This window comes from Bacillus sp. 2B09 (assembly GCF_003946835.1).
Lineage (GTDB): Bacteria > Bacillota > Bacilli > Bacillales > Bacillaceae > Bacillus > Bacillus altitudinis.
The window spans coordinates 13183-34970 of record NZ_RPSG01000009.1 but is presented as its reverse complement, the minus strand read 5'-3'; the positions used below and the strand labels follow the sequence as shown (position 1 = coordinate 34970).

Genomic DNA, 21788 nt, shown 5'->3' with positions numbered 1-21788 from the left:
GCTTTTGATCCTAAACCGTATCACACTTCACACCAACAACGCCTTCTAAATCTTTAATATCAAAGTACACATCGGTTGTATAGCGGTCTTTATGTACGCGAACACGTACTTCCATGATCGGATAGTCTTTTTCCTTTAAATCATCAATACGTACAGAATGAATACGAATATTGAGTGCTTTCATTTCTTTTAAAATTTCTGTCATGCGGTTTCGGTCAGAAAGTGACATTCTGATGCGGATTTCTTTTTCCTGTAAGCGAATGGGTCCAATCCGCTGGAAGAGCCAAGGTAAAAATTCCACACTGACAAGAATAAAGAAAAGACTGAGGAAGGCTTCTTTATAAAAACCTGCACCTGTTGCAACCCCAAGTCCTGCTGCTCCCCAAATCATCGCAGATGTCGTAAGACCTGAGATGACGTCATTGCTTTTGCGAAGAATCACACCTGCTCCAATAAAACCAACACCAGATATAATTTGCGCCGGTAACCTGAGTGGGTCCATTTGAAGCTTAGAGACTCGAGGGAAATTGTAGGCTGCATCAATGCTGATGATGGTTAATACGCAGGAGCTGACAGCAATGACAATACACGTTTTCAGCCCAAGCGGCTTTTTCTTAAGTTCGCGTTCAAGACCGATGATCAAACCGATTAAGGTGGCAACGGCTAATTTTAAGACCGTATCCCATTCAATTGTCCAAAACATGCGTATCGCTCCTTTCACTTCATGTACGTTTCACATCATGTATATGATCTTCTCACAGCCCATATGGCTGCACAACTTCTATTTTATTCAGAAACGGGAGAAAGAAAAGCATTTTATTTAAAAATAAAGAGAGTCATCCGCATAATGCAGATGACTCCTCATGTCTAGTTATTTTGTTTCTTCTTCGAGATGGTCTTCCATTTTGCTAAACAGCTTTTTAGAAGCTTTAGACGGTTTATTTGTTAAGAGGCTGACAATAATAGCAGTCAAACCACTTAAAATAAATCCAGGAACCATTTCGTACAATCCAGTCGTGTTGTTTAAGCCTGTTGAAATCCAAACGAGAACGACAACAGCCCCAACAATCATTCCGGCTAAAGCGCCATGATGATTCATTCGTTTCCAGTATAGACATAACAAGATGACGGGACCGAATGAAGATCCAAATCCAGCCCAAGCATAACCGACAAGGTCAAGAATCGTATCACTTGGGTTTAGAGAGAGACCAATGGCAACAATCGCTACGACTAGTACAGAGATACGTCCAATCATCACAAGTTCTTTGTCAGAGGCTTTTCTTCTAAAGAACGTACGGTATAAATCCTCTGTCATCGCACTTGCAGTGACAAGCAGCTGAGAAGAAATTGAACTCATAATCGCAGCTAAAATGGCAGAAAGTAAAAATCCAGTAATATATGGATGGAATAACACTTTAGAAAACACAATAAAGATGGTTTCTGGGTCTGCCAAAGTGGTGCTTGTTTCATGAACATACGCTACGCCGACTAAACCGACAGATAGTGAACCAATGACAGACACAATCATCCAGCTCATACCGATACGACGTGCTGGCTTTAAATCTTTTACAGTCGTAATCGCCATAAAGCGAACAATAATGTGCGGCTGTCCAAAGTAACCGAGTCCCCAAGCGAGGAAGGAAATAATGCCAATGACGCTCGTTCCTCTAAAAATATCAAGCAATTTAGGGTCAATCTGTTGAATATCATTGAATGTGGCAACAGGTCCACCTAATTGAGTAAAGGCAACGATCGGCACGAGCACTAATGCTAAAAACATAATAGCTCCTTGAACAAAATCAGTTAAACTAACTGCCAAAAAGCCGCCGAATAGTGTGTACAAAATCACGATACTAGAAGTTAAGATTAAACCAAACATATAATGAGCACCAAACGCTGATTCAAATAAGCGTCCGCCTGATACCATACCTGATGAGGTGTAAAGCGTAAAGAAAATCATAATGATGACAGCTGAGACGGCTTTCAATAAAGTAGATGAGTCTTTAAACCGTTTGTCAAAAAAGTCTGGAATGGTAATCGCATCATCAGCAACTTCTGTATACGATCTCAATCGTGGCGCTAGGAATAGATAGTTTAAGTAAGCCCCACTAATTAAACCAACAGCAAGCCATCCAGATGAAAGACCAGTTGTATACATAGCGCCTGGAAGCCCCATCAGCATCCACCCACTCATATCAGCTGCACCAGCAGATAGAGCCGTTACATAAGGACCTAACCCGCGTCCGCCTAACATATAATCATTCAAGTCGTTTGTTTTTCTGAATGCATACCAGCCAATGGCAAGCATTCCAATAAAATAAATAGATAGAGAAATTACAATCTCAATACTCATGTTTCCATATCACCTTTTTCGTATTAATTTGACATCACCTCAATCAAAATATACAAAGAACAGCCTATTGAACTGTCTGCTCACTGCTATGGTTACTTAACCTATCAGAGTATTCCCAAGTGATCAACCTTCTTAAACATCCTCATCAGACAAAAAAAATACGTGTATGCGTGATAAGCGTCTATATGTAAGCGCTTACTAAATTAAATAAAAGAAAAAATTTTCTGAAAAATAAAAAGTCAACTTGATGAATATTTTAGACACTGGCTGCACCACAATGACATATTGGTGGACAAAGCCTTTCTAGGCGTCCTCGTAAAGTTGCTTTAGAACAGTAAAATTTGATATGATAAAGTGTATATGACTTATGATCATGACCACGAACACGTATCATTTTTGGAGGTGAACCTGCATGTCAAGAATTTCAATAGAAGAAGTAAAGCATGTTGCGCATTTGGCACGGCTTGCGATTACAGAAGAAGAAGCTGAGATGTTTACAGAACAGCTTGATAGCATCATTTCATTTGCAGAGCAGTTAAACGAGGTAGATACGGAAAACGTTGAACCAACAACACACGTATTAAAAATGAAAAACGTCATGAGAGAAGATGTTCCGAATAAAGGTCTTTCCATTGAGGCAGTCATTAAAAACGCGCCTGATCATAAAGACGGCTATATTCGTGTGCCATCAATTTTGGACTAAAGGAGGCCTGAGGCATGTCACTGTTTGACCACAAAATTTCTGAATTAAAAGAGCTTTTACATAAAAAGGAACTGTCTGTTTCTGATCTAGTGGACGAGTCTTACAAACGAATCCATGAAGTAGACGGGAAAGTACAAGCATTCCTAGCGCTGGACGAAGAGAAAGCACGTGCGTACGCAAAAGAATTGGACGAGGCCGTTGGTGAAAAGGACGAGCTTGGTCTATTGTTCGGTATGCCGATCGGTGTCAAAGATAACATCGTGACGAAAGATTTACGTACAACGGCATCAAGTAAAATCTTGCAAAACTTCGATCCTATTTACGATGCAACCGTTGTGAACCGCTTAAGAGAAGCGGAAGCTGTCACAATCGGTAAATTAAACATGGACGAATTTGCGATGGGATCTTCTACGGAGAACTCGGGCTTCAAAGCAACGAAGAACCCGTGGAATTTAAACACAGTTCCAGGTGGGTCAAGTGGTGGATCAGCAGCATCTGTTGCAGCTGGAGAAGTACCATTCTCTCTTGGATCGGATACAGGCGGCTCCATTCGCCAGCCGGCATCATTCTGTGGTGTTGTTGGTCTTAAACCAACGTATGGCCGTGTATCTAGATACGGTTTAATCGCATTTGCTTCATCATTAGATCAAATTGGGCCGATTACGCGTAATGTTGAGGACAACGCATATGTTCTTCAAGCGATTTCTGGTGTTGATCAAATGGACGCAACGAGTGCAAATGTCGATGTCCCAGATTTTCTTTCTTCATTAACTGGCGACATCAAAGGTTTGAAAATCGCTGTGCCAAAAGAATATCTTGGCGAAGGTGTTGGCGAAGAAGCAAAAGAGTCTGTTCTTCAAGCGTTGAAAGTATTAGAAGGACTTGGTGCGACATGGGAAGAAGTGTCTCTTCCGCATTCTAAATATGCGCTTGCGACTTACTACTTGCTTTCATCTTCAGAAGCATCTGCAAACCTTGCGCGTTTTGACGGTATTCGCTATGGCTACCGTACAGACAATGCAGACAACCTGATTGATTTATATAAAAATACCCGTTCTGAAGGCTTTGGAGACGAAGTCAAACGCCGCATCATGCTTGGCACATTCGCTCTAAGCTCAGGATATTACGATGCATACTATAAAAAGGCGCAAAAAGTCCGTACGCTGATCAAAAAAGACTTTGAAGATGTTTTCGAAAAGTATGATGTCATTGTAGGACCAACAACACCAACTCCGGCATTTAACATTGGTGAAAAGACAAGCGATCCACTGACGATGTATGCAAACGACATTTTAACGATCCCTGTTAACCTTGCAGGCGTCCCAGGAATCAGTGTGCCTTGTGGATTTGCAAATGGTCTTCCGTTAGGACTGCAAATCATCGGTAAACACTTTGATGAAGGAACCGTTTACCGCGTGGCTCACGCTTTCGAACAAGCAACAGATCATCATAAAGCAAAACCTGAACTGTAAGGGGTGAATCAGAATGAACTTTGAAACGGTAATTGGACTTGAAGTCCACGTAGAGCTCAAAACACAATCAAAAATTTTCTCAAGCTCACCGACGCCTTTTGGTGCGGCTGCCAATACGCAAACAAGTGTCATCGATCTTGGTTATCCAGGCGTACTGCCTGTGCTGAACAAAGAAGCGGTGAACTTTGCGATGAAAGCAGCAATGGCACTGAACTGTGAGATTGCAACTGATACAAAATTTGACCGTAAAAACTATTTCTATCCTGATAACCCAAAAGCGTATCAAATTTCTCAATTTGATAAACCGATCGGTGAAAACGGCTGGATTGAAATTGAAGTAGACGGCAAGACAAAACGAATTGGTATTACACGTCTTCATTTGGAAGAGGATGCAGGAAAACTGACGCACACAGGCGACGGTTATTCACTCGTCGATTTCAACCGTCAAGGTACACCACTTGTTGAAATCGTATCTGAGCCTGACATTCGTACGCCAGAAGAAGCGTATGCTTACTTAGAAAAATTAAAATCCATTATTCAATATACAGGCGTTTCTGACTGTAAGATGGAAGAAGGCTCACTACGTTGTGATGCCAACATTTCTCTTCGTCCAATCGGTCGTGAAGAGTTTGGAACAAAAACAGAGCTGAAGAACTTAAACTCATTTGCTTTCGTCCAAAAAGGTCTTGAGTTTGAAGAAAAACGTCAAGAGCAAGTATTGCTTTCTGGCGGCTTGATCGAACAAGAAACTCGCCGCTATGACGAGGCGTCTAAAAAGACGATCCTCATGCGTGTCAAAGAAGGTTCTGATGATTACCGTTACTTCCCAGAACCAGATTTGGTGGAGCTGTATATTGATGACGAGTGGAAAGAACGTGTAAGAGCATCCATTCCAGAGCTTCCAGACGAGCGCCGCAAACGCTACATTGATGAACTAGGACTTCCTGCATATGACGCAATGGTACTGACGCTGACAAAAGAAATGTCTGATTTCTTTGAAGCGACCATTTCAGAAGGTGCAGAAGCGAAGCAAGCATCAAACTGGCTCATGGGTGAAGTATCTGCGTACTTAAACTCGGCCCAAAAAGAGCTGGAAGATACGAAGCTAACGCCGCAAGGACTGGCTGGTATGATCAAGCTTATCGAAAAAGGAACGATTTCTTCTAAAATTGCCAAAAAGGTATTCAAAGAGCTTATCGAAAATGGGGGCGACGCAGAAACAATCGTCAAAGAAAAAGGACTTGTCCAAATTTCTGACGAAGGTGCACTGCTCAAACTTGTCACAGAAGCTCTTGATAACAACCCGCAATCCATTGAAGACTTCAAAAATGGAAAAGACCGCGCAATTGGTTTCTTAGTCGGACAAATCATGAAAGCATCGAAGGGACAAGCAAACCCACCGATGGTCAACAAGATTCTTCTTGAAGAAATTAAAAAACGATAAATCGCAAAAACCGCCTCTTCATTGAGGCGGTTTTTTTGTTGATGGATATGACAGGGTCTTATCACAGATTCAGACCACCGCCGTATATCAATTCAATGGTTCTTTTTTTATAATGAAGCATAAGCTTTAGCACATATTCGAAGGGGATAAAGGTGAACTAAAGTGAACATCGCCACGTATTGTCATTGGAGGAATAGCTTCAATTGTTCCACAGCTCTTTGGACAGCGGAGTCCTCACACGTTTCTAAATTTGTCAGCATCCCTTGAATGACCGGCTTGCGAGGCTCATTTTTGGCCAATTCTTCTTCAATAACTTCAATGGATACAAGGGTATCATCCGAAAGCAGATGCTCAGATTTTAACAATCGAAGCTCTTCTTGAAGAGTAGCGGCATTTGGCGCTTCATCATCCCAAATGTTTTGCTTTAGAATCGGCTTCGCATGAGAATGGAGAAGCCCATGCACCAAATCATCAAATCGGTCGAGAATAAAGGATGAGAGCTCATCACATGATAATTGCATCTGATCTTGTAAAAGCAGTACCTGCACATAAGATTGGATGATTCCTTGAATCATGACTGACAGGTCAGTTATGTATGGTTCGATCTCCTGTCCATACGTGGTCAAAATAGAAATTTGGATTTCATCATTCATCTGCTTTTTAACCGTTTTGGAATACTTTTTAATTTGCTGGTTTTCCGGAATAATGTTCTCGCTGAGGATCAAAATGATAAAATCCTTGTTCTCAGCAAAGTGCTGGAACTGTTCAGCGATTTGTTTCTGAAAGATATCTCTAGGCGCAAGATGTTGATTTTCTTTTCGAATCTTTTCAATACTTTGCATAGACGTGTCGATATAATATTCAAACGCTCTGTTGAAAAGCTGTTCTTTTGATTTGAAATGCAAATAAAATGCACCTTTAGAAATTCCACATTCATCTGCAATTTCCTGAATGGTCGTAGAAGAAAAACCTTTTTTCGCAAACAACTGAATGCTTGCTTTAATGATTTTTTCTTTTTTTTCGTTCATGAAATAAGGCCCCTTCAGCTTTAGAATGTTACGTCAAACGCAAGTGAAATGGTTGACGGCATTGTATATCACCGTTTATTATGATATAGAATGACCAGTCAGTCAATACATAAAGGAAAATGGAGGACATAATGAATTCGATCATCAATTTTGTATTAAAGAACAAGTTCGCTGTATGGCTCATGACGATTATCGTAACAGTTGCTGGTCTATATGCCGGATTGAATATGAAACAAGAATCAATCCCGAATATCAACACTCCAGTCATTACGGTTTCTACAACGTATCCTGGCGCAACGCCGGACGAAGTATCAGATAAGGTGACAGACCCAATTGAGAAGTCGATACAAAATCTCAATGGGGTGAATGTGGTCACTTCTAATTCTTTTGAAAATGCCTCATCGATTCAAATCGAGTACGATTACAATAAAGATATGGATGAAGCAAAGAAGGAAATTGAAGATGCCATTAGCAATATCAATTTTCCAGAAAATGCAGAAAAACCAAAAATCACACGTTTTAGCATCAATGCGATTCCAATCTTAGCTCTAAGTGTCTCCGGTGATAAAGAATCATTACAAGACCTGACACAAAAAGTGGAAAATGACCTTATTCCTTCTCTTCAAAGCTTAGAGGGTGTCTCGTCTGTCGAAGCTTCTGGACAACAAATCAAAGAAGTAGAATTTTCTTTTAAACAAAAGAAATTGAAGGAATATGGTTTAGATGAAGAAACTGTCCAAAACATGATCAAAGGCTCTGATGTCAATGTACCTTTAGGGTTATACACATTTGGCAACAAGCAAAAATCAGTCGTAGTGGATGGCAATATTTTAAGTGTTAAAGATTTGAAAAACATGCGAATTCCTGTCACACCAAGTGCAAGCGGCGGTGCGGGAAGCGCAGGAGCTGGAGCGTCTTCTAGCGGCTCAGGAAATGCAGGAGCTCAAGGTGCTGATCAACAGGCTGGAAGTGCAAGTCAGCAGCAAGCAGCAGCTCAGCAACAAACTGGTGCAGCAAGCGGTCAATCTGTAGAGCTGCCGACGATCAAACTTTCTGAGATAGCAGATATTAAAGTCGTGAAAGATGCAGAATCAATTTCTAGAACGAACGGAAAAGACAGTATCGGTTTGCAAATTGTCAAAGGCTCTGATGCCAACACAGTGAGTGTAGCAGAAGCAGTCACAAAAGAACTTGATACATTCAAAAAAGACAATAAAGGAATCAAAGTCAGCACGACATATGATCAAGCAGAGCCGATTAAAGAATCTGTCAGCACAATGCTGAACAAGGCGATCATCGGAGCAATCTTTGCGATCATTATCATCATGTTGTTCCTTCGAGATATGAAATCAACATTAATTTCGGTCATCTCCATTCCGTTATCCCTGTTGATTGCTGTTTTATTATTAAATCAGCTAGATATCACATTAAATATCATGACACTTGGTGCCATGACAGTCGCCATTGGGCGTGTTGTCGATGACTCGATTGTTGTCATAGAAAACATCTATCGACGAATGGCGTTAAAAGATGAACCGTTAAAAGGCAAAGCACTCGTTAGAGAAGCCACAAAAGAAATGTTTATTCCGATTATGTCTTCGACGATTGTCACAATTGCGGTATTCTTGCCATTAGCTCTAGTGGGTGGAATGATTGGTGAACTATTCATCCCGTTTGCATTAACCATTGTGTTTGCTCTAATGGCTTCACTACTTGTCGCCATTACAATCGTTCCAATGATGGCTCACAGCCTATTTAAAAAGAACCTGTATGGCAAAGCGAAAAAGGTAAAAGAACACAAACCAAGCAAACTTGCTGGTGGTTATAGACGTGTACTCAATTGGACATTGAACCATAAATGGATCACGTCAGGAATTGCGATTCTGATGCTGGTCGGAAGCTTATTCCTCGCACCACTTGTCGGTGTCAGCTTCTTACCGCAGGAAGCAGAAAAAACGGCAATGGTGACATACACGCCAGAGCCTGGACAAACGAGAGAACAAGCCATTGCTGAAACGAAAAAGGCAGAAGATTACTTAATGAAACGTGATCATGTCAATACGGTTCAATATTCATTAGGCTCTTCAAATGCAATGACAGCAAGTGTTGGCGGAAATTCTAACGGTGCATTATTCTTCGTACAATACGACGAGGACACACCGAACTTTGATAAAGAAAAAGATCGTATGGTTAAAGCCCTTCAAGACAAAACGTCTAAAGGGGAATGGAAATCACAAGACTTCTCCTCTGCTGGCGCAAGCAATACAGTGACGTACTATGTGTACGGTGACAAAGCAAGTGATATTGAAGGCACAGTCAAAGATGTCGAGAACATTTTAAAAGATGAGAAGAACTTGAAAAACGTCAGCACAAGCTTATCTGAGAAGTATGACGAATATACGTTTAATGCAGATCAAGAAAAACTGGCGAAACTAGGCTTGACCGCTTCACAAATCGCACAGGCGATCGCTCCTCAAAGTAATGAAACAACGTTGACGAAAGTAACAGAGGACGGCAAAGAACTAGATGTGAAGCTTCAAACGGAAAAAGATGAATACAAGAGTAAAAAAGATCTAGAGAATAAAAAGATCACAACACCAACAGGACAACAAGTCCGAATTGGCGATGTGGTGAAAGTGAAAGATGGCACAACAGCAAACACTGTGACAAAGCGTGATGGGAAGATTTACGCTGAAGTATCTGGTGACATGACAACAGACGACGTATCAAGTGTGACACAAGATGTCCAGAAGAAAGTTGACAAGCTTGATTTAAAATCTGGCGTTACGATTGATACAGGCGGTGTAAGTGCGGATATTGAGGAATCCTTTACACAGCTAGGACTCGCAATGCTTGCAGCGATTGCGATTGTATACCTCGTTCTCGTCATTACATTTGGCGGAGGTCTTGCACCATTTGCGATTCTGTTCTCACTTCCATTTACGGTTATTGGGGCACTCGTTGGATTGTTTGTAGCGAAAGAAACCATCAGCTTAAATGCCATGATTGGATTGCTGATGCTAATCGGAATCGTTGTAACAAATGCCATTGTCTTGATTGACCGAGTGATTCATAAAGAAAAAGAAGGTCTTTCAACAAGAGAAGCCTTACTTGAAGCAGGTACAACAAGATTACGCCCAATCTTAATGACGGCACTTGCGACAATTGGTGCATTGCTGCCACTCGCATTAGGTTTTGAAGGCGGAAGTCAGATCGTATCAAAAGGACTTGGCGTCACCGTTATTGGCGGTTTAACAAGTTCTACACTTCTCACATTGGTCATCGTGCCAATCGTGTATGAAATCTTAAGCAAGTTTAGACGTAAGAAAAAGTACGCTGAAGAAGAGTAAGAGGAAGCCCCGCTAATGAGCGGGGCTTCAGCGTGTAGACAAACCCTCGCATTCTTTGTCAATCCTGCGTGCTGGTGCTCACGAATGTCAAATTCGCTCCGCGCCGGTACTCGTTCTTCCTAGAATGCAAAGGTTTTCTATCACGCTGAAAAGAAGACACAGGGCTAAAAAAGTACATTTTAGTCCTGTGTCAACAATCTGAGCCCCGCTAATAAGCGGGGCTTTTTTATGATGAAATCTGACAAACCGCTTTTCTCATCAGCTCTTCAAAGGCCTCGAAAAAGGCATCCCGATCGACGTGGTCAATGACTTGAATCAATTTTCCATCTGGATGTTCTTCGGTACGTCCTTGTCTTGGTGTTTCGGTATAAACAATTGCATTCATTTCTTTTGAACGGGTAAATGAGGTGGATGCAAGAGTGATCGTTGTCAGCACATCCCATAAGTAGTAAGTCGAGTTCGTTTCGTGATGAATGAGAGGCGGACAAAAGGCATAACATTGTCCAATAAAGTCAATCCCGATGTGAGAGCGAAGGGAAGCCCAGCGTTGACGGACATCGAGTGTGAGCGGGACTTGATTCGTGCTTTCCAGTGCGACCATTTCAATTGGAAAACGCTCTTGAAATACGGTGCTCACAGCATAAGGGTCCCAAAAAGCATTCCATTCTGCTGTTCCATCATGCTCGGGTTCTTCGACATTGCCTTTTTCAAGGAATGTGCCGCCCATCCACACCAGTTTCTCAATTTTATTTGAGATGGAAGGATCTTCTTCTAAGGCGCGTGCAAGGTCTGTGAGCGGTCCTGTAAAGAGCAGCGTAACAGGTTCTGTTGACTTTTTCACCGTTTCAATCAGGTGAAGATGTGCAGGAAGCTTAGATACTTTTGTATCAACAGCGCCTTTTTCATTTAAAATCGGCAGGGCATCTACATAAAAAGCATGCATGCGCCATTCCTTTGGAAAAGGATTCACACCTCTAGAATTGGAAGCGGCGACTTCAATCTCATATGGGCTAAAACGATCAATAATTTTCTGAGAAGCGCTCAGCGCAGGCTCTAAATAACAATCAGCAGGAATCACAGACATTCCGATCACTTTCAGGTGTTCCATTTGAAGAAGTAGAAATAAGGACACAAGATCATCAACACCGCCGTCATGGTTGAAATAGACAGGCTTTTTCATGGCATACCATCCTTTTCATCGTTTTCTTTTATCTTATCAGAATGTTGATCTGCTCAGGGAAACGTGCCATGAGATTTCAAATATTAGGGGGTTGTTCTGTTGCCATTTTCAAATCTCATAGTATAATTAAAGGTTGTTAGTGGTGAAAATAGATTGCATAATGATAATAGGATGATGATGAATGAAACGTGCTCGAATTATATACAATCCGACATCTGGACGTGAACTCTTTAAGAAGAATTTACCGCAGGTTTTGCAAAAATTTGAACAGGCTGGCTATGAAACATCTTGTCATGCGACGACATGTGCAGGAGATGCAACACAAGCAGCCGAAAAAGCCGCACAGAGAGACTTTGATTTAATTGTAGCAGCTGGTGGAGACGGCACGATTAATGAAGTCGTCAACGGATTAGCGCCGCTTGAAAAAAGACCAAAATTAGGAATCATTCCAGTTGGAACGACCAATGACTTCGCAAGAGCACTTGGCATTCCAAGAGAAGATATTTTAAAAGCGACAGATGCCATCATTGATGGTGTAGCAAAGCCGCTTGATATTGGTAAAGTGAATGGACAGTATTTCATTAATATTGCGGGAGGCGGCCGATTAACAGAGCTGACCTATGAAGTGCCTAGTAAGCTGAAAACCATGCTAGGACAACTTGCGTATTATTTGAAAGGCATGGAGATGCTTCCTTCCATTCGCCCGACAGAAGTCGAAATTGAATATGACGGCAAATTGTTTCATGGAGAAATCATGCTGTTTCTTGTTTCACTAACAAACTCAGTAGGCGGCTTTGAAAAGCTGGCACCAGATTCCATTCTAGATGATGGGATGTTTGACCTGATCATTCTAAAGAAGGTCAATCTAGCAGAAGCCATTCGAGTGGTCAGCCTTGCACTCAGAGGCGAGCATATTCATGATAACAATGTCATCTACGCAAAAGCGAATCGCGTGAAGGTAGATGTAAAAGATAAAATGCAATTGAATTTAGATGGTGAATACGGCGGCATGCTGCCAGGTGAATTTGAAAATCTGTATCGCCATATTGAATTTATTGTGCCAAAAGCAACAGCTGAAAAAATAGGGTGAAGACTAAACTTGGTTCCTTATGGCGACCAAGTTTTTCTTTGCAAATGAGGTGATAAAATTGGTGAAAATGAAACCGCCTGTTGAAAAGAATGAATACTACAATGTAACCTTCGAAGATTTAACGCACGAAGGTGCAGGTGTAGCGAAAATTGAGGGTTTCCCTGTGTTTGTACCGAATGCCCTTCCTGACGAACAAGGGAAAATCAAAGTCACACGTGTCAAAAAAGGATTTGCTTTTGGACGACTCATGGAGCTGACAAAGGAAAGTCAGCACAGGCAAGATGCGCCATGTCCTATCTATAAGCAGTGCGGAGGCTGTCAAATTCAGCACATGAGCTATGAAGGTCAGCTGCTTTTTAAACAGAAACAAGTAAAGGACGTTTTAGAGCGGATCGGTAAGCTTGATATGAGCCGTGTAAAAGTTCATCCTGTACTCGGCATGGAAGACCCTTGGAATTACCGAAACAAAGCACAAGTACCAGTTGGCGAACGTGAAGGCGGACTTGTTGCAGGATTTTATCAGCAGCGTACCCATGAAATCATTGATATGGAAAAATGCTTGATCCAGCAGTCGGAAAACGACGAAGTCGTTCAAGCTGTCAAAGAAATATGCCAAGCGTTCGGTATCAAAGCGTATAACGAAGAACGTCATAAAGGCTGGCTGCGTCATGTCATGGTTCGATACGGCATGGCAACAGGTGAAATGATGGTTGTGTTTGTCACAAGAACGGCTGATTTTCCGCAAAAGCAACAGGTGATTGAGCAGATTATAGCACGCTTCCCACATGTTCGGTCAATTGTGCAAAATGTGAATTCAAAGAAGACAAATGTCATTTTCGGAGACGAAACGACCGTTTTATGGGGAGAAGAATACATTTATGACACGATTGGCGACATCAAATTTGCCATTTCAGCCCGCTCGTTTTATCAAGTGAATCCAGCTCAAACAAAGGTTCTTTATGATAAAGCCCTTGAATATGCCGAGCTGCAAGGAGAAGAAACCGTGATCGATGCGTATTGCGGAATCGGTACAATTTCCTTATTTCTCGCACAAAAAGCAGGCAGAGTATATGGGGTTGAAATTGTTCCAGAAGCAATTGAAGATGCAAAACGCAATGCTGCCTTAAACGGAATAAACAACGTCGAATTCGCAGTCGGCGAAGCAGAAACCGTCATCCCAAACTGGTACAAAGAAGGCATCATAGCAGATACGCTAGTTGTTGATCCGCCAAGAAAAGGCTGTGATGAAGCACTGCTTGATACGATTTTAAAGATGAAACCGAACCGTGTTGTGTATGTGTCCTGTAATCCTGGGACGCTTGCTCGTGATTTGCGTATTCTTGAAGATGGTGGGTATGTGACAGAGGAAGTGCAGCCTGTGGATATGTTTCCGCATACGAGTCATGTGGAGTGCGTGGCGTCTTTATATAAATAAGGGTTTAAGAGCGTACAAGTTACGATTTATAACAAAATCAAAGAAAAAACAGCAGACCGCGGGAAATGTAAGAAATTTTGACAGAAAACCTTTTTATTGATCGAAAAGAGATGATGCGCTGATCAAATAAGAATATTTCCTTGATTTGTTGGCCGAGGGGCAAGCGAAAGGAATTACGATAAATAGCCTTCGGATTTAAAAAGGTATCTTCAAATAAAACAAAGCTTACGAAATATGTTCAGTTAAAACAAAAGAAAGCTCTTCTTTATTAGAGGAGCTTTCTTTTGTTATTCATCTGTTATTTATCACTGTCCAATTCCCATATTTTTTGACCGTCCGGTAAATATACTGCTGTTGGTGGATCGTTATAAAGGGAAATTTCAGTAAAAGCATTACCTTCTTTCAGCCATTCATAAACAATACCACAATTATTGGTAGGATTAGCTAATATTTTATTCGCTTTAAATCCAGCAGCATGGTATTCCGTGTAATTTACATCGTCATCTTCTAATCCATTGTCTGTTTCATAAACAGTATCTAGTTTACCGATAATTCTAAAACCACTTTCCCATTCTAGTATCATATCACTTTTTTCAAAATCTATTAATGTTCTAATTAATGAATCGTATCCCATGTATATCCCCTTCTGATAATGATTTTTATGGTCTCGCTGGTACTATGTGAGCTCCATCTTTTCCGTAATGTATCAATCCGTTAGTAGTTTCTAGATACGTTTTGGATTTGTGATCATAGTATTTTCCTATTACTTGACCAAAATTTATTCTTTCTCTATTTTTAGTGAACATATCACCTTTTCCTGCAAATTTATCTAGTAATTCTTGTGCCTTTTTATTGTCTCCATAGAATATACTCTTGGTTTTACCATTCGCAACTTCTTGCTTATAGTTAGGTGCATCAGGAATATGTTTCTCTTGAGCGCCTGGTTTTACTTTTGCCGGGAACCCATTTACTTCACGATACGGACCTTTTGGTACGGAGTGTTTGCCGAAGGAAGGTGTTTTGACAATCTTCTTGGCTACTTTCTCTCCTTTCATGATTTTAAATACGTATTTTCCAACTTTAGCGATTTTAGCTACGGGTATCATGTACAAGCTTGATACTAGACGGTCCATGTCAGCGACTTTGTCACCTGATACAGGGTCTCTCCCTGTTATGATTCGAATTGCATCATTTATTCCTGTAAATTCAACCGCTGTATTTAAGATTTTTGGGGTTTGTTTTAAGTCGGAAATCTTTGTGATGCTCTCAATATTCACTTTGTTTTGGTCCGTTATTCGTAACCGATAGAGCATTCCATCTCGAATAACGTCAACTATTTTGGCATTTGCGAAGTCAATCTTTTCATCTGTATTATATACTTTTCCATTTACGAACACGGCGTCTTGATTAATTTTATTAGAGGGTTTCCTATTTACAACCGTATCCACATTCGATCGCTCTTTATCATTCAGCTTATTCAGCATGATCGCCATTGGATTTCCATCGGGATTGTCTATTTTTTTATTCAATTCGTTTAGGTTACTGCTGATCTTTTTGTCTTCCTTATCTTTGAGAATGGATCCTTTTTGATAGGTGGTGATCCCGATTTTCGCACCAGTGAACATTGTGCCTAGAGTATCTATGTATTCCTTCATTGTTTGTATGGAGTTCTTGGTTTCATTCAAAGCACTGGCTTGTTCCCTGTCAAAGGCATGGAGCGTACCGATGGTTTTTGAGATGTTCATCCAGGCTTTTTGGTAACTGACTTGAAAAGCAGACTCGTCCACACTTGGTAAATGAATAATATGGCTGACTTTGCCGATGGCACTGCTCACATCTGACATGATATCAGATACAGCTGTTTCGGCATTTTTTAAACCTTGATCAAGCTCATGCTCGAGAAATGATTGTGAGATAAAGCCATTTTCATTTGACTCAAATGCATGAAGTGCATTCTGTACCTTTTGGAGTACGGAGGTGTATTCTCCAATCGTGACTTGAAAGAATTGCAAGAAAGGGATATGGCACTCTGAGTAAAACGCTCGAATCGCTTCTCCAGCTTCCCCCTTTAGTTCGCCATCCAATGAAATGATTCGATTGATTTGGCTTTCAAGGGATTTGATATGTATTGATTGTTGTTTTAACTGTGTCAGTGTTTGATCAATTGCATGGTGCAAAGTTTTAACATCTAACGTTTTCATGGTATTCTCCTTTAATGCTTGGTCGCAATCAATAGAGATTTTACCATTATACGGAGAATGATTGGGGAATAAATACTTAATTTCATGAAGTTGAACCGATTTGCTTAGGTGATAAAGACTAGTTGTTCAAAAAACAAGTGGAACAGTTTGAAAAGGTGTACGTTCTCACAAGCTTGCCATGTGCTTTATTGACAGCACGTTGTATAACACGATTCCCGAAAGTTTCCTTTTTGAACAACGTTTACGCCTTCTGAAATTTTTGATATTTTATATAGTGCTGATCGTATTTTGTTAACGTTTGTTTTACGCTTCTTTTGCATTGTCGCTTATAAAAAAACATAATATTACCCAAAAGAATACTTTTAACTGCAAAATGATTTGCAATTATTGGTCATAGTTGATTATGATCAAGGCCTGTTATAATAAGGTTTTTAACACCAAGAATGAACGTTTGCGTTGGCTTCTTACTAAAGTATATAATGATATTTTATAGAAGGACATGCCCTTTAGGTGCTATGTCATGAGAGGAATTGGATGAAAGATGAGTAAAAATTTCTGGCGTGATTTACCACGGCCATTCTTTATATTAGCACCAATGGAAGAAGTGACAGATGTTGTGTTTCGTCATGTTGTGAGTGAGGCGGCGAGACCGGATGTGTTTTTTACAGAGTTTACGAACAGTGAGAGCTACTGCCACCCTGATGGCATTCAAAGTGTGAAAGGCCGTTTAACATTTACAGAGGATGAGCAGCCGATTGTTGCTCATATTTGGGGAGACAAACCTGAGAACTTTAGACAAATGAGTATTGGAATGGCGGAGTTAGGATTTCAGGGGCTTGATATTAATATGGGTTGTCCTGTCCCAAATGTCACGCAAAACGGGAAGGGTAGTGGATTGATTCTTCGCCCAGACGTTGCGGCAGAGCTGATTCAAGCGGCAAAAGCAGGGGGATTACCTGTTAGTGTGAAAACAAGACTAGGGTTTACAGAGGTCGATGAATGGCGTGGTTGGCTCAGACACATTTTGGAGCAAGACATTGTGAATTTATCGATTCACCTTCGCACAAGAAAGGAAATGAGCCAGGTGGATGCGCATTGGGAGCTCATTCCTGAGATTAAGAAATTGCGTGATGAAGTAGCACCTGATACGCTTTTGACGATCAATGGTGATATTCCTGACCGTCAAACTGGCTTAAAGCTTGCTGAACAGTATGGAGTGGACGGAGTGATGATTGGACGTGGGATTTTCCATAACCCATTTGCTTTTGAAAAAGAGCCGAAAGAGCATACGAGTGACGAACTGCTAGGTCTTTTAAGATTGCATCTTGATCTTCATGATCAATATTCTTCATTAGGTTTGCGTCCATTTAAGGCACTGCATCGTTTCTTTAAGATTTATGTAAAAGGATTCAGAGGAGCCAGCTTCCTAAGAAATCAATTAATGAACACATCATCAACAGATGAAGTGCGTGCAATGCTAGATGAATTTGAGGCGAGAAATCAGGAACAATCATAATCAACAAGAGGAGGGAGAACCCTTCTCTTTTTTTATGAATAGGACTATTAAACTAGTTTTCTCAAATGGTAAAATGAGATGGAAATAACAATTGGAGGTATTTTATTTGAAACCATTTTGGGATACAGACAGAGAAAGTGAAGAGACATTTAAGAAAATCAATGAAAAAGGCATTGCAAAAGCAGAAAAGAAACTAGGCGTCATCTTGCCTGATACATATAAGAAGCTTATCCTCGAACAAAATGGCGGTTATACCTTGCATAATGCTTTTCCAACAGACCAGCCGAATGGATGGGCAGAGGATCATGTGTCATTTGATCATTTAAGAGGAATTGCCAAAGGCGAAGGTATCATGGACAGTGATTATTTAATAGAAGAATGGGAATTGCCTGAGAGGCTTGTGCTGATTTGTGGGGATGGTCATACGTGGATCGCATTGGATTATAGAGAAACAAAGGAACATCCGCCGGTTCATTACTTTGATCTAGAATATGAAACGGATTTTAAATTAGCGGATTCGTTTGATGAATTGATTGCGGGGCATTATACCGCAGAGGATAGCGAAGAAGATGGGATGTCAGATGAAGAGTGGCAGGCTGAATATGAAAAGCAGAATCCGCCATTATCAAAAGAAGAAGTGAAAGACATATTGAAGACTCGAGACCCTGAGGCACTTCATAAAATTGTGTTTTTTCATTTAGACCAAATTGATGATATCAAGTGGTTTTTTTCAGAAGTAGAAACTTTTATGAACTCCATTCAAGACGAAAATATGTTAGTAACTGCTGGCTGGGCGCTCAGCACAATCCTTACACTGAATGATGTGGTGGTTAAGCAGAATGACGATATTTTTCAAAGGGCACGTCGTTTTGCGGAGCAATTGAATCAATCAAAAATAGAAGAAATGCATGAAATCGCTTTTAATATATCATTATGGTTGGAATTTGATTTAGAAGAGCAATAAGAATATCTATTTCATGTGAAAAATATCAGAAATAGAAATCTTTTAAATTATTAAAAAGACCCCCTCACCAAAAGGGGGTCACCAATTCCTTTACTCCGAACTCTCCTCAACATCACGGCTATCTTCTGTTTCACCAATATAAATAGGACCGTTTGCATGGTCGATTCGGATTGGCCATTCGTATGGGACTTGCAGGCGTCGTGCGATGGCTCTCCAAAATTTTGCAGAATCAAATTCTAGTTCTTGAAAGTCTTTAAGCAATTCTTTATAAGAAGATCCATCAAATTGAATGTACGAGTCTTGCAGACGCATAAAGGCGTAATGTCTCACTTCTAATGCTGCCGCAGCTTCCATTTCTTCTTCTGTTGCTTCGCCAATGATTGTTCCTGCGGGTGGAAGCATGTCGTATACGTTAAATTCCTCTTCTTCTTCGTGTGCTGCATTGTGCTGTTGATCTGACATTTTTTTCACTCCTTCTAGTCTTCATCAAGCTTTTATTCGTGCTTACTTCTATTATCGGAAGGAAATGCGAAATGTGGAATGAAAAAAGAAGCAGATCCACAATACTTGCTTTTTCTTCTTGAATCTTTTATGATCAATTACAGATATAAAAGGTCTACAATAGATAGAAAGGAATGTTTTGATGAAATATTCTAAAGCGACCAACTATGCCCTGCATACGATGGTTTTTTTAACCCTTGCACCAAAGGGGAAAGCAATAGGCGTTGAGCCTCTCGCCAAGATGCAAGATCTTTCACCTACTTATTTATCTAAAATTTTAACAAAGCTTGTGAAGGCGGGGTTGATTGAATCAACACCTGGCGCAAAAGGTGGTTACACCATTCTGAAAAAGAAGGAGGACATTTCGTTTTTAGACGTCATTCAGGCGGTAGAAGGACAAACCCATTTATTTCGTTGTTCTTTAGAACATGATTCTTTCATGCCTCACGATGGCTGTTTGATTGAACAAGTCATGCAGGATGTTGAAATGAACATGCAGGAGACGTTAAGTCAAAAACGGTTAGTTGATATTGCAAGTCAAATAGAGCAGACAGAAAAAAATCCATTTTTTAAGATGTGATTTTTTTTGAGTGAATTATAGATATTAAGAGTCTTTAAAGTCTTGGATAAAAAGGAGAGATTGACATGTTATTAGATTGTGCCATTATTGGAGGCGGGCCAGCCGGATTAAATGCAGCTCTTGTTGTGGGGCGGGGCAGAAAACAGGTCATGGTATTCGATGATGAGATGCCAAGAAATCGAGTGACTCAGGAATCACATGGATTTATTACAAACGATGGAATGACACCGTTTGAGATCAGACAAGCGGGAGAAGCGGATCTTCAAAACTACCCTGATATTCAAATCAAACGAAGCAGAATTGTGGAGATACAAAATCATGAGGACAACTTCGCGTTACTGACACAAGAAGGAGAAAGATTCGAAGCGAAAAAAATTATTTTGGCCACAGGACTTCAGGATATATTACCAAAGATCAACGGGATTCATGAAGTGTATGGAAAGACGTTGTTTAGCTGTCCTTTCTGCGATGGCTGGGAGCTGAAGGATAAGCCACTTGCCCTGATTGCAGAGAACCAGCGCGCTTCGCATATGGCGAAACTTCTTTCGAATTGGACAAAGGATTTGATTGTGTTTACAAATGGACAGCAAGTGTTAGTTGAAGAGGAGAAAGCACTGTTATCAGCACATTCTATTCAAGTTATTGATGTGCCAATTGTAGCGATCCATCATGACAATGGTCAGCTGCACTCAATTCACCTTGCGAATGGGGAAACAGTGAAACGAGAAGGCGGATTTGTCGCAAGTGATTTTAAGCAGTCAACCCCTTTTGCTGAAAAACTAGGCTGTCAAATGACGAAAAATGGGGGCATTGAAACAGATATTCTTGGGCGTACAACCGTCAGCGGTATTTTTGCATGTGGTGATAATTTAGGCGGGCCTGCTCAGCTTGTTCTTGCAGCAGCAGCCGGAAGTCAGGCAGGAATGGGTGTGATTCATGAACTTGTGCAGGAAGAGTTTCAACAAAAAACATCTCTGTAAAAAGAGATGTTCAGCGATGAGCGATTTTCCGTTTTGCTAAGACGTGAGCAGCCCATTCAAAAAGTGCGTAGATGACAAAGAAGATTAGGATCCAGCTGCTGACATCGACCCATACATTGGTGATATGAATGATGTTCGCCTGATCAAGTCCAGTCTGTATCCACATCGTGATCAATGCGGTGAGGAACACCTGTAAAAACCATTTTTTCAATTGGTCACACCTCCATCTCTTTCTATTATATAAGAAATGACAGTTTATTTCCAATTGAATTTCCATCAGTTTCAACGGTAAAATAAGAAATAAAACCAATGGAAGGACATGAGATGAGCGATCAAACCAATCGTTTTTTAAAAAGTCATTTTCCTGATCTTGTCCTCACGCCGTCTCTTTTTTATGGGTGGCCTTTTGGTCTTCGCTTTGAAGTGGCAGATTGGTCATTAGGAGAAGAATCGGTTGTATTAGAAAAAGCAGGCGATCGGGCTTTGAAAATCGTCAGATATGCTTTTGATTCAGAAGACGATATTCTATTTGTCACAGATGTCTATACGCAGCATGAACATGAATTAATGAAGCAAAAGCTCCTTGTTTATCAAAAATATGCCGACCGACAAGTGCGTCACCGATTGCGTCACGAGCGTTTGACCTATGTACAACCAAAACAAGAAGAAACAATGAAAATAGAGAGATTTACACTCAAGTGTCAGTTGCAAGATATTCGATTGCGCCCGCTAGTACAAGCCATATGCCAAGAGGATTTCTGCAAACCGAATCAAATCTTGAAAGGAAAGCTAGGTTATGACATTTATCTCATCAATCTTTCAAAACAGATGATTTTCCACTTATATGATGATCGAGGCTGTGATCTTATTGCGGCAGATCCAGAACATCTGCATCCAGTTTATGAAGGTTTACAGCACTGGCTCTTAGACTATGACCGTGCTCAGATGGATCAGTTGTTTGCCGGGAAATAAGAAAACCGCACTTTGACAA

At 40.7% G+C, this 21788-nt stretch carries 19 protein-coding genes; 11 read left to right on the top strand and 8 right to left on the bottom strand.

Annotated elements, in window-relative coordinates; genetic code table 11:
• Positions 1 to 10 precede the first annotated feature (10 nt).
• Together EBQ12_RS15880 and putP are read right to left on the bottom strand one after the other, a co-directional pair.
• Positions 11 to 703, bottom strand: a complete 693-nt coding sequence (locus tag EBQ12_RS15880) for an MgtC/SapB family protein (RefSeq protein WP_008344247.1) — start codon at positions 701 to 703, stop codon at positions 11 to 13.
• A gap of 168 nt (positions 704 to 871) precedes the next feature.
• Positions 872 to 2353, bottom strand: a complete 1482-nt coding sequence (putP, locus tag EBQ12_RS15875) for a sodium/proline symporter PutP (RefSeq protein WP_039168534.1) — start codon at positions 2351 to 2353, stop codon at positions 872 to 874.
• A gap of 412 nt (positions 2354 to 2765) precedes the next feature.
• Between putP and gatC the strand changes: the two genes are divergently transcribed.
• Genes gatC through gatB form a run of 3 tightly spaced genes read left to right on the top strand, consistent with a single transcriptional unit; the run spans position 2766 to position 5972 of the window.
• Positions 2766 to 3056: an Asp-tRNA(Asn)/Glu-tRNA(Gln) amidotransferase subunit GatC gene (gene gatC / locus EBQ12_RS15870; protein WP_003213898.1), complete on the top strand. Its 291-nt coding sequence runs from the start codon at positions 2766 to 2768 to the stop codon at positions 3054 to 3056.
• 14 nt (positions 3057 to 3070) lie between these two features.
• Entirely contained in the window at positions 3071 to 4528 is a 1458-nt protein-coding gene (gene gatA / locus EBQ12_RS15865) for an Asp-tRNA(Asn)/Glu-tRNA(Gln) amidotransferase subunit GatA (protein ID WP_007496857.1), read from the top strand.
• 13 nt (positions 4529 to 4541) lie between these two features.
• Entirely contained in the window at positions 4542 to 5972 is a 1431-nt protein-coding gene (gene gatB, locus EBQ12_RS15860) for an Asp-tRNA(Asn)/Glu-tRNA(Gln) amidotransferase subunit GatB (RefSeq protein ID WP_007496855.1), read from the top strand.
• A 182-nt stretch (positions 5973 to 6154) separates the two neighbouring features.
• Here gatB and EBQ12_RS15855 read toward each other — a convergent pair whose 3' ends face one another.
• Positions 6155 to 7000 carry a TetR/AcrR family transcriptional regulator gene (locus EBQ12_RS15855; RefSeq protein WP_035391424.1) on the bottom strand — a complete coding sequence of 282 codons (846 nt, stop codon included), beginning with the start codon at positions 6998 to 7000 and terminating at the stop codon, positions 6155 to 6157.
• Positions 7001 to 7131: 131 nt separating this feature from the next.
• On the opposite strand from EBQ12_RS15855, the gene EBQ12_RS15850 reads away from it, so the two are divergent.
• Positions 7132 to 10350, top strand: coding sequence for an efflux RND transporter permease subunit (locus EBQ12_RS15850; protein WP_125590645.1), 3219 nt, complete (start codon positions 7132 to 7134; stop codon positions 10348 to 10350).
• Between the two features lie 226 nt (positions 10351 to 10576).
• On the opposite strand, the gene EBQ12_RS15845 is transcribed toward EBQ12_RS15850, so the two are convergent.
• Positions 10577 to 11530: a nucleoside hydrolase gene (locus EBQ12_RS15845; protein ID WP_048002028.1), complete on the bottom strand. Its 954-nt coding sequence runs from the start codon at positions 11528 to 11530 to the stop codon at positions 10577 to 10579.
• 181 nt (positions 11531 to 11711) lie between these two features.
• Between EBQ12_RS15845 and EBQ12_RS15840 the strand changes: the two genes are divergently transcribed.
• Complete coding sequence (locus EBQ12_RS15840) at positions 11712 to 12620, top strand: diacylglycerol kinase (RefSeq protein ID WP_007496845.1); 909 nt, start codon at positions 11712 to 11714, stop codon at positions 12618 to 12620.
• 61 nt (positions 12621 to 12681) lie between these two features.
• Positions 12682 to 14055: a 23S rRNA (uracil(1939)-C(5))-methyltransferase RlmD gene (gene rlmD / locus EBQ12_RS15835; protein ID WP_164511660.1), complete on the top strand. Its 1374-nt coding sequence runs from the start codon at positions 12682 to 12684 to the stop codon at positions 14053 to 14055.
• A gap of 298 nt (positions 14056 to 14353) precedes the next feature.
• Here the strand turns inward: rlmD and EBQ12_RS15830 are convergent, their stop codons facing one another.
• Together EBQ12_RS15830 and EBQ12_RS15825 are read right to left on the bottom strand one after the other, a co-directional pair.
• Positions 14354 to 14689, bottom strand: a complete 336-nt coding sequence (locus tag EBQ12_RS15830; protein WP_125590641.1) for a hypothetical protein — start codon at positions 14687 to 14689, stop codon at positions 14354 to 14356.
• A gap of 25 nt (positions 14690 to 14714) precedes the next feature.
• Positions 14715 to 16256 (bottom strand): T7SS effector LXG polymorphic toxin, encoded by a 1542-nt coding sequence (locus EBQ12_RS15825; protein WP_125590639.1) that lies wholly within the window; start codon positions 16254 to 16256, stop codon positions 14715 to 14717.
• A gap of 541 nt (positions 16257 to 16797) precedes the next feature.
• Here EBQ12_RS15825 and EBQ12_RS15815 point away from each other — a divergent pair.
• The gene (locus EBQ12_RS15815) at positions 16798 to 17772 is read left to right on the top strand and encodes a tRNA dihydrouridine synthase (RefSeq protein ID WP_017366774.1); all 975 of its coding nucleotides are present in this window, start codon (positions 16798 to 16800) and stop codon (positions 17770 to 17772) included.
• A 106-nt stretch (positions 17773 to 17878) separates the two neighbouring features.
• A complete protein-coding gene (locus EBQ12_RS15810) occupies positions 17879 to 18736 on the top strand; it encodes an SMI1/KNR4 family protein (RefSeq protein WP_125590637.1) in 858 nt (285 codons plus the stop codon).
• A 90-nt stretch (positions 18737 to 18826) separates the two neighbouring features.
• On the opposite strand, the gene EBQ12_RS15805 is transcribed toward EBQ12_RS15810, so the two are convergent.
• Positions 18827 to 19198, bottom strand: coding sequence for a hypothetical protein (locus EBQ12_RS15805; RefSeq protein WP_125590635.1), 372 nt, complete (start codon positions 19196 to 19198; stop codon positions 18827 to 18829).
• A gap of 181 nt (positions 19199 to 19379) precedes the next feature.
• Between EBQ12_RS15805 and EBQ12_RS15800 the strand changes: the two genes are divergently transcribed.
• Positions 19380 to 19817 (top strand): Rrf2 family transcriptional regulator, encoded by a 438-nt coding sequence (locus tag EBQ12_RS15800; RefSeq protein ID WP_125590633.1) that lies wholly within the window; start codon positions 19380 to 19382, stop codon positions 19815 to 19817.
• A 65-nt stretch (positions 19818 to 19882) separates the two neighbouring features.
• On the top strand, positions 19883 to 20797 hold the full coding sequence (locus EBQ12_RS15795; RefSeq protein ID WP_125590632.1) for an NAD(P)/FAD-dependent oxidoreductase: 915 nt from the start codon (positions 19883 to 19885) through the stop codon (positions 20795 to 20797).
• 10 nt (positions 20798 to 20807) lie between these two features.
• Here the strand turns inward: EBQ12_RS15795 and EBQ12_RS15790 are convergent, their stop codons facing one another.
• Complete coding sequence (locus EBQ12_RS15790; RefSeq protein WP_041093156.1) at positions 20808 to 21008, bottom strand: hypothetical protein; 201 nt, start codon at positions 21006 to 21008, stop codon at positions 20808 to 20810.
• Positions 21009 to 21121: 113 nt separating this feature from the next.
• Here EBQ12_RS15790 and EBQ12_RS15785 point away from each other — a divergent pair, with 113 nt between their 5' ends.
• Complete coding sequence (locus EBQ12_RS15785) at positions 21122 to 21769, top strand: DUF3885 domain-containing protein (RefSeq protein ID WP_125590630.1); 648 nt, start codon at positions 21122 to 21124, stop codon at positions 21767 to 21769.
• Positions 21770 to 21788: the final 19 nt, after the last annotated feature.